Origin of the sequence: Bacteroides cellulosilyticus DSM 14838 (assembly GCF_000158035.1) — a bacterium.
Lineage (GTDB): Bacteria > Bacteroidota > Bacteroidia > Bacteroidales > Bacteroidaceae > Bacteroides > Bacteroides cellulosilyticus.
Map to the genome: position 1 here is coordinate 1148634 of NZ_EQ973490.1, position 7351 is coordinate 1155984.

Sequence of the window (7351 nt, forward strand, 5' to 3'; positions counted from 1 at the left end):
CTTCACCATCTCATAACCATCCATGATGGGCATTTCTATATCCGAGAGAATGACATCGGGACGGTGTTCCCTCCACATTGCCAATCCTTCTTCACCATTGGCGGCTGCCAACACTTCATAGCCCTCTATGATATCTTCCAATCCGCTCTGAACGATGTAACGCAGGCTGGGATCGTCCTCAACTAACAATAACTTTATTGTATCCATGTCTTTGATATGAATTGTATTAACTTTCTATACTATAAATTATCAATTAACCTTCTCTCTTCCAATTCTTGCTTAAGCGTTTTCACAAGTTGCTCCTCCGAAGGTAAATAAATCTGGTATTTACTTGACAATATGGTAGTGTTATTTTCTGGTAGCGAATAACGAACTACCATATTATTTTTATCTGCACATAGCAATATCCCGATAGTAGGATTCTCTTCCGGAAGTTTTTCCTCCCGATCATAATAGTTCACATACATCTGTAACTGTCCTATATCCTCATGGGTTATCTTCCGGGTTTTCAGCTCTATAACAACAAAACAGCGCAGCAGACGATTATAAAAAATCAAATCTGCAAAGAATTCGTCATCTTCAAGTAGCAGACGCTTTTGCCGGGCCACAAAAGAAAAACCATTTCCTAATTCTAACAAGAAATCCTGCAAATGGGTAATCAATGCCTGTTCAAGGTCTTTTTCATAATATGCCGCTTCCTTTTTCAAACCAAGAAACTCTAACACCATAGGATCTTTAATGATTTCCAAAGGTGTCTCTGGGATACGCTCTCTACGTGCTACAGCCAAAACAGCCTCCTTATCATTACTTAATAACAAACGTTCATAAAGGCCTGAATTGATTTGGCGTTCTAACTCACGCGCTGTCCAACAATTGTTCATCGCTTCCAGTTCGTAATATTCCCGCTTATCCGGATTATCTATTTGAATAAGAAGCCTATATTGAGTCCAATTGAATTGTGAACGCAGTGCGTTCACAATTGGATAAGTTTTATAAAATTGGCGGCAGAAAGCCAATTGACGATAAGAAAACCCACTGCCAAATTCCGGGACAAGCTCCTTAGAGAGATTTTTCAGCAAGTAAGCTCCATAATCGGCACGCTCCTTTCCATCTTGTTCCTCTTCAAAAATACGCTTCCCAAGTGTCCAATACATCTGTACACGACAGAAGTCTACACTTCGTACAGCATTAGTGCGTGCCTGCTGGATGATTCCTTTGATTTCTGAAAGAAAATCTACCTTTAATGACTTATCTAACTCCATCTTTATCAGTTATGATATCAGCCACAAAAGTAATAAATTATTCGTTAACCCGAAGATAACATTGCGATATCATTCATTCTTATTCTGATTACCGCAAGCATGTTCTTCACAAAAGGATATGCCCAGCAGGCAGAAGTCCTTACGTTGGGAGTCTTCCACTTCGAATTTCCCAATCTGGATGTGCAACAAGTATCCGAAGAAGACCAGATAGATGTACTATCTCCTCAATATCAAAGGGAGATAGAGTTAATATCCAAGAAACTGGCACAATTCAAGCCGGATGCCATTGTCATTGAATGCCCTTTATACAAACAGTCAGAGATAGACTCTCTCTATAACTCATACCTTACCGGCAAGCATGAGTTGAACAGAAACGAAATTCAGCAGTTAGGTTTCAGAATAGCCCGAATGTGCAATGCCAAGATATACTGTGCAGATGCTTGGGGAGCACACACTACCCACATAGAGAAACTGCTGGATAATGATGAAAGTAATGAATATATGGCTTTTGAAGAAAGTTTCTCGAACTCTCCCGACTCTGCTTTATACTATGAAGATGAACCCATCTTCAAACAGCAGGGAATACTTGCACAACTGATACATCTCAATGATCCGGTACGTATCAAGAAAGATTTAGGAAACTATCTTATCAAGCATTTCAAGTATGAATCCGTCAAAGGCGATTATACCGGAACAGATTTTGAATCCGGAAGATGGTTCAACCGGAATCTAAGGATACTCAGGAATATCCAGCGGATTCCCGATGCCGCCGGTAAACGAATACTGGTTATTTTCGGCGCAGCGCACATGAACATCCTGAACTATCTGTTTGAATGTTCTCCCGAATACAAACTACTAAATATAAACGATTACCTGAAGTAAATATCTGCTTCTTCTATTTTATCGGAAATGAAAACTTTGGCGGTCTAATCGTAGGGCCGCCACCAAAGTCACCGCCGCCACGATTATCAAACACCGCGCTACGCAGAATCTCGTATATTATTCCGCCTACATCCAACCCCAGCTTAAACTTCTCGAAGCGATAATAAGGTATCACAACGGGAGCCGTCTGCCAACCTCCACGCATGGCATCGTAATAGCGCTGGGCACCTACCTCCACACCAAAACGTTCGGACATATCAAGAGACATCGTAGCACCATAACTATTAGTGCTCATCCCATAAGAATTACCGATATCATACGAACCGAAGACATTGAAGGCAACCCGGTCAGAAGCACGATAAGTCAGCCTGCCCGCAGTACTGAAAGCTTGCCCGGTGATGTGAGACATATTTATCTTCATGGCATTGGCACGAAGTTGCAACGATAGCCGATCATTAAAGATATGCTGATATCCTAACGAAGCATTATTGAAACGCCCGATGCCCGGAACACTGGTCTGGCTTCCGGAACCGAATACCGCTCCATGGGGAAATTGCCTTAATACGCCTCCTGTGCTATAATCGCCCCGGAATAGCGGAGAAGGATTTATATGATAAGGTATACGGAGTTCCTCTTTCAAGGAGAAAGAAGGTAAATCACCTAACTGTATAGGATTAATCAAAGGATATACAGTCTTTTCGGGAAGCAGATTGACGGATGGAAGCTGAAATGCAGCTTTCGGCTTTATCAACATGCTATCAAGAGTGAAGCGTGCACTATCTTCCTGTGCAGAAAGCAACTGCAAACCAGAAATGAACAGAAAAAATAATCCCCAACGAATTGGGAGCCAAGATATGCCAACCCTGCGTGTCATAATCTACCTCCTTTGTTTTTTACGGACTCTGTATACAAAAATAGTAAAAGCCTATCTGAATAACAAATAGTTGAGCACATTTCATCTTTGCCAGCAGGCTTTTTTAACGCAAGGGGAATTGTAGCGTAAATTCACTGTAACTCCCTTCCATACTTTCTACCTTCACCATACCACCGTGGGCACTCACCACCTGCAACACATAATTCAATCCTAACCCGAAACCTGATGCACCCGTCTTACGACTGCCGGAAGCAACTCTCTCGAACTTATTGAATATCTTATGCTGTTCGCTCAAAGGAATACCAATACCGCTATCATGCACTCTAACAATGGTTTCATCCTCTGTCTTTTTACCTGAAAGAATGATCAGAACCTCTTCATTAGAATACTTGACGGCATTGTCCACCAGGTTGGAAAGTATCTCACGCAGACAGAAAGCATCCGCATAAACACTACATCCTTCTTCACAATCTATATCAAAATGAACCGTCTTCGCTGCTTTCAACTGATACTTTTCTGCTATATCCCGTAACAACGGCCTTAAGGCAACTTCTTCTTTATGTAGTTCCAATTCCCCACGATCTATCTCTGTCAGCATTACTACGCGATTGGAGAGTGTCAACAGATGTTCGCACTCATCTCCCATTACTTGCCTGTAACGGACCAGCTTCTCAGGCTTATCCGCCAACTTACCACTTGCCAGGATATGTGCTCCCATCATGACAGACTGCAACGGTGACTTCATATCATGTATCATGGAGTAAGTAAAGTCCTTCTGAAACTGCTCCAACCGACGCTGTGCCCGCAACATACGTATCTGAAAGAAAACACAGAGAGATACAAAAAGGAAAGCAATAAGCAGCGGCACCTGCATATACCATGTGGTACTCATAATAGTACGTTGTGGTGAACGAACCACAGCAAAGATGCAACTCGTACTATCCTTATCCAACGGAAACAACCGGGTAGTAATATCCCCGAAGTCAACAGTCGGACTACCTGTATAAAGTATCAACTCCCGGGATGGATACCTGATCCAACGGATATCCGCTCTATCCGGAAAGCCTGTTTCCAAAAGCTGTTTCCTGAAAACACTGTCGGCAAACTGCAAGGAGAACGGAATGGGCACACGGCTACGCAGACTAATCGTATCCTGTATATCATAAGCCATCTTTACGCGGAAATCTTCATCAAACTTATTGTAAAGATGTCGTATGACACTCAACTGTACCCGGTAACGATAACCTTTCTCCAGATATACCTTATAAAGTTCATTCATCATACGCCTCGGATAAGGGAGAAATTCTCCCGGTGAACTATCCCAATTAAAATCAGGATTAGCCTTAGTGAAAAGCGGATACCTATGTAAGTCTGCCTCCCGGTAGAAAGCCTCTTCCAATTGCTCCTCCGCCTGATACCGTATCTTTTGAGATGTAATATAATACAAATATCCCGACCAGACAGCCAGCAACAGGAATACTCCCGCCAGGCTGACTATAGAAATTGCTTTAAGAGAAATAGGCCTGCCTGTACTTCCTTGCCGGATTTCTGCTTTGGCATGTGCCAGAGTATCATTGGTTCTCTCAAAGAGTACGTTGCTTTGTGCCTCTATCTCTTGCCAGTTTTCTGTGGTTATCAAATTCTCCATCCGGCTGACGGGATGTTTCATTTCTTCGGCCAACGTATAGAAGTCCTGTTGTTGTTTCTGCAAGTCATGCCGTTGACGGAACACCGACTTCATCTGCACAATCAAGGCATAGACAGCCGTACCCAGCAATAGCCATGTAATGAATGATAGTAACAGGAGTCTCTTCTCCATCTCCTTGGCAGGGAAAGAAAGAATGGCACGGACAGCCTCCCCACGGGATTTAAAGGTAAAAGCAGTTTCGGAAGTAACAGCAGCAAAGTTACGGATACTTACCTGAGGATTGGTACTTGCCAGCACCTCATTTGTATTTACATTAATGCGCTCCACGGTCAACGTTCCATCCATGTCTAACTTCCGCAACTTATTGTGCAGCACGCTATCTATGGTGGCTAACGGAATTTCTTTTATTCCATACACCCGTTGCAAAGCCTGTGCCACTTGCTGGGAAGTACGCTTATTCCTTTCATTCCCATCAATCCGCTTGTATTTAGGATTGGGTGCATACGCTATGATAGCTATTGAATTATCAGGATAAGGAAGGTTGTTCACCAAATTATCCACTGTCTCCGTGAAAGACATCCAAAAACACTTGTTTAGTAACTTCTCTGCTTCCTGCATCTGTGCATGGAAAGCATAAAGCATTCCACCCAACTGTATCAACACAACAGCAATCAGACTCACAAGTGAAAGAGAGATGACAGTACGTAATTTCATCTTATCCGTTTATATTCGCCTGCAAAAATAGCAAATAACTATGGATCACGGAGTAATGTACTACTTTTTATATGCGATGAGAATGCATTCTTTCCAGCCAATGGCAAGGTACGATGAAAAGAAACGAACGAAAATCAGCATCTCACTGATTAAAAGAGGAATATAAAAATACATACAACTCTAAAAAAATACAAGGAAAGCTTTCCAGAGTTGCAAAGATATCGTTAACCTAATGATAACATTACGATAACATTCATCCTCATGCCCCTGCCCTATCTTTGCAACATCAAAAGTAACGAAATATATAACTTAAAAAATAAAATCATTATGAAAGCTCTAGTATTATCAGTAGTATTCGCATTGACATCAGTAGTAAACGCAGTAAGTGGTAACAACGTAAAAGACTTCGCTTACAACAGTGAGAAACAGGAAAGCGGTGTAGAAACCCAGACAGTCTATAAAGTAAAAGAAGGCAAGTACCTGGAACGCCACCTGCAATACAACTACACACATGATGAAAAAGGACGTGTATCCGCCAAGGAAATTCTGAAATGGAACCAGGACAACAACCGATTTGAAAAGCTGTATTGCCTTAACTTCAGCTACACCGACAACGAAGTAAACGTGGAATATGTAGCATGGAACAGCAAAGCCGGCGATTACACAAATGTGAAAGCTAAAGCCGTTTATCAGACGAATGAAAATGGCATGAACTACATGGCTTATAGCTGGAATGAAAAGGAAAACTCCTGGAATCTGGTGACAGAACACAACGCTACCCACTGGAGCGGTGCCCTGCTGGCAAACAAGTAACTTTCCTCTAACAATAAACACCCTCTTTTAAATTCCTAAAGAAATGCGGCTACCGGAAAAGCAATCCTCCGATAGCCGCATTTTTTGATTTACCCAATATACAATTCGGAGGGAATCAGTTTAAAATCCACAAACTGGTTCTCTACCGGATTGGCTTTCAACAAGAAAGGAACGATACCATCCGAAGGAAGCGCTTTGCGCGGAAGAGCCGATTGCTTATCGAATTTATAAGTAGCACACCAGGCATCGGCATCACCGGATACGCTTTTGCCGATACGGAAGCAAAACTCACTCTGACTATCGCGCAACGTATTAATCAGTTTACGGCAATCATCCGGCACAGTAGGACTATCTGACAATTCGCTGATCTTTTCTGCCATTTGCGATAACCATTCCACATCGTGAATGTGCTTCTTGTCGAGGGCAAAAACAAACACTGCCGGATAGTAATCGTTGTCTCCCGGTCTCCACAAGGCACTGTTGGCCTGCACCACTGCTGCATATATAACGGGAGACTCCGTATATTTCTTCTTCCAGCGATCCTTGAACAACCAGGGAGCATTGCCTGCCACTGCCCTGAAGAAGGGAGTTTCCATGTCCCGGGGTGTTTGCAGATAAGGTTTCAGTCTATCCAAGCGAGTAGGATTATCGAAAGCCTCCTCTTCTTCGTCATCATCTTCCGGCACGGGCGGTCTGTTACGCAGTCCGCTCACGTCACACCCTTGCGCTTCCAGCTTCGCAATATCTTCTTCTGTCAGGTTATTCTCCCAGTCTTTGCCGGGGTTCACAAAAAATGCCATAATAATTTTAGTTTAAGAGTTAATATTCTGTCAAATAGTTAATATAATAATACATATTAGTTAAGCCTCTAAGGAAGGTGTAACAAAAGTAGGAAGATACCCATGAACGGGAAAACAAATAGGGGGGATAAATGAAGAGGGAGTTTTATCCCATATTAGTCTGTTTCTCAATATATTATTATCCAGTAAAAGTAAGAAGAAAAGGGTATATTTTCAATTTACCAAAGAAACAGCAGACGTTTTAAAGGAAGAAAACAAAGAATTCCTACCTTAATCATTCAAAGTTCCTGATTTCACAATAGTCTGAAGGTTAAGATTATTACAAGTAATCCATTGGCGGAATTAGTTCCTTTTTGTA

7 protein-coding genes are annotated in these 7351 nt (G+C 42.1%); 2 read left to right on the forward strand and 5 right to left on the reverse strand.

Features of this window, described 5'->3' with window-relative positions:
• Together BACCELL_RS08840 and BACCELL_RS08845 are read right to left on the reverse strand one after the other, a co-directional pair.
• Positions 1–207, reverse strand: a 207-nt coding sequence (locus BACCELL_RS08840) for a response regulator (RefSeq protein ID WP_007211372.1), incomplete at its 3' end; no start/stop codon positions are given.
• Positions 208–239: 32 nt separating this feature from the next.
• Entirely contained in the window at positions 240–1262 is a 1023-nt protein-coding gene (locus BACCELL_RS08845; protein ID WP_007211373.1) for a PDDEXK nuclease domain-containing protein, read from the reverse strand.
• Positions 1263–1361: 99 nt separating this feature from the next.
• Here BACCELL_RS08845 and BACCELL_RS08850 point away from each other — a divergent pair, with 99 nt between their 5' ends.
• Positions 1362–2144 (forward strand): DUF5694 domain-containing protein, encoded by a 783-nt coding sequence (locus BACCELL_RS08850; protein ID WP_007211374.1) that lies wholly within the window; start codon positions 1362–1364, stop codon positions 2142–2144.
• Between the two features lie 13 nt (positions 2145–2157).
• On the opposite strand, the gene BACCELL_RS08855 is transcribed toward BACCELL_RS08850, so the two are convergent.
• Entirely contained in the window at positions 2158–3018 is an 861-nt protein-coding gene (locus tag BACCELL_RS08855) for a hypothetical protein (protein WP_007211375.1), read from the reverse strand.
• Between the two features lie 103 nt (positions 3019–3121).
• The gene (locus BACCELL_RS08860) at positions 3122–5380 is read right to left on the reverse strand and encodes a sensor histidine kinase (RefSeq protein WP_007211376.1); all 2259 of its coding nucleotides are present in this window, start codon (positions 5378–5380) and stop codon (positions 3122–3124) included.
• A gap of 261 nt (positions 5381–5641) precedes the next feature.
• Here BACCELL_RS08860 and BACCELL_RS08865 point away from each other — a divergent pair, with 261 nt between their 5' ends.
• Positions 5642–6193 carry a DUF3836 domain-containing protein gene (locus tag BACCELL_RS08865; RefSeq protein ID WP_007211378.1) on the forward strand — a complete coding sequence of 184 codons (552 nt, stop codon included), beginning with the start codon at positions 5642–5644 and terminating at the stop codon, positions 6191–6193.
• An 89-nt stretch (positions 6194–6282) separates the two neighbouring features.
• Here BACCELL_RS08865 and BACCELL_RS08870 read toward each other — a convergent pair whose 3' ends face one another.
• Positions 6283–6993, reverse strand: a complete 711-nt coding sequence (locus BACCELL_RS08870; RefSeq protein WP_007211379.1) for a hypothetical protein — start codon at positions 6991–6993, stop codon at positions 6283–6285.
• Positions 6994–7351 lie beyond the last annotated feature (358 nt).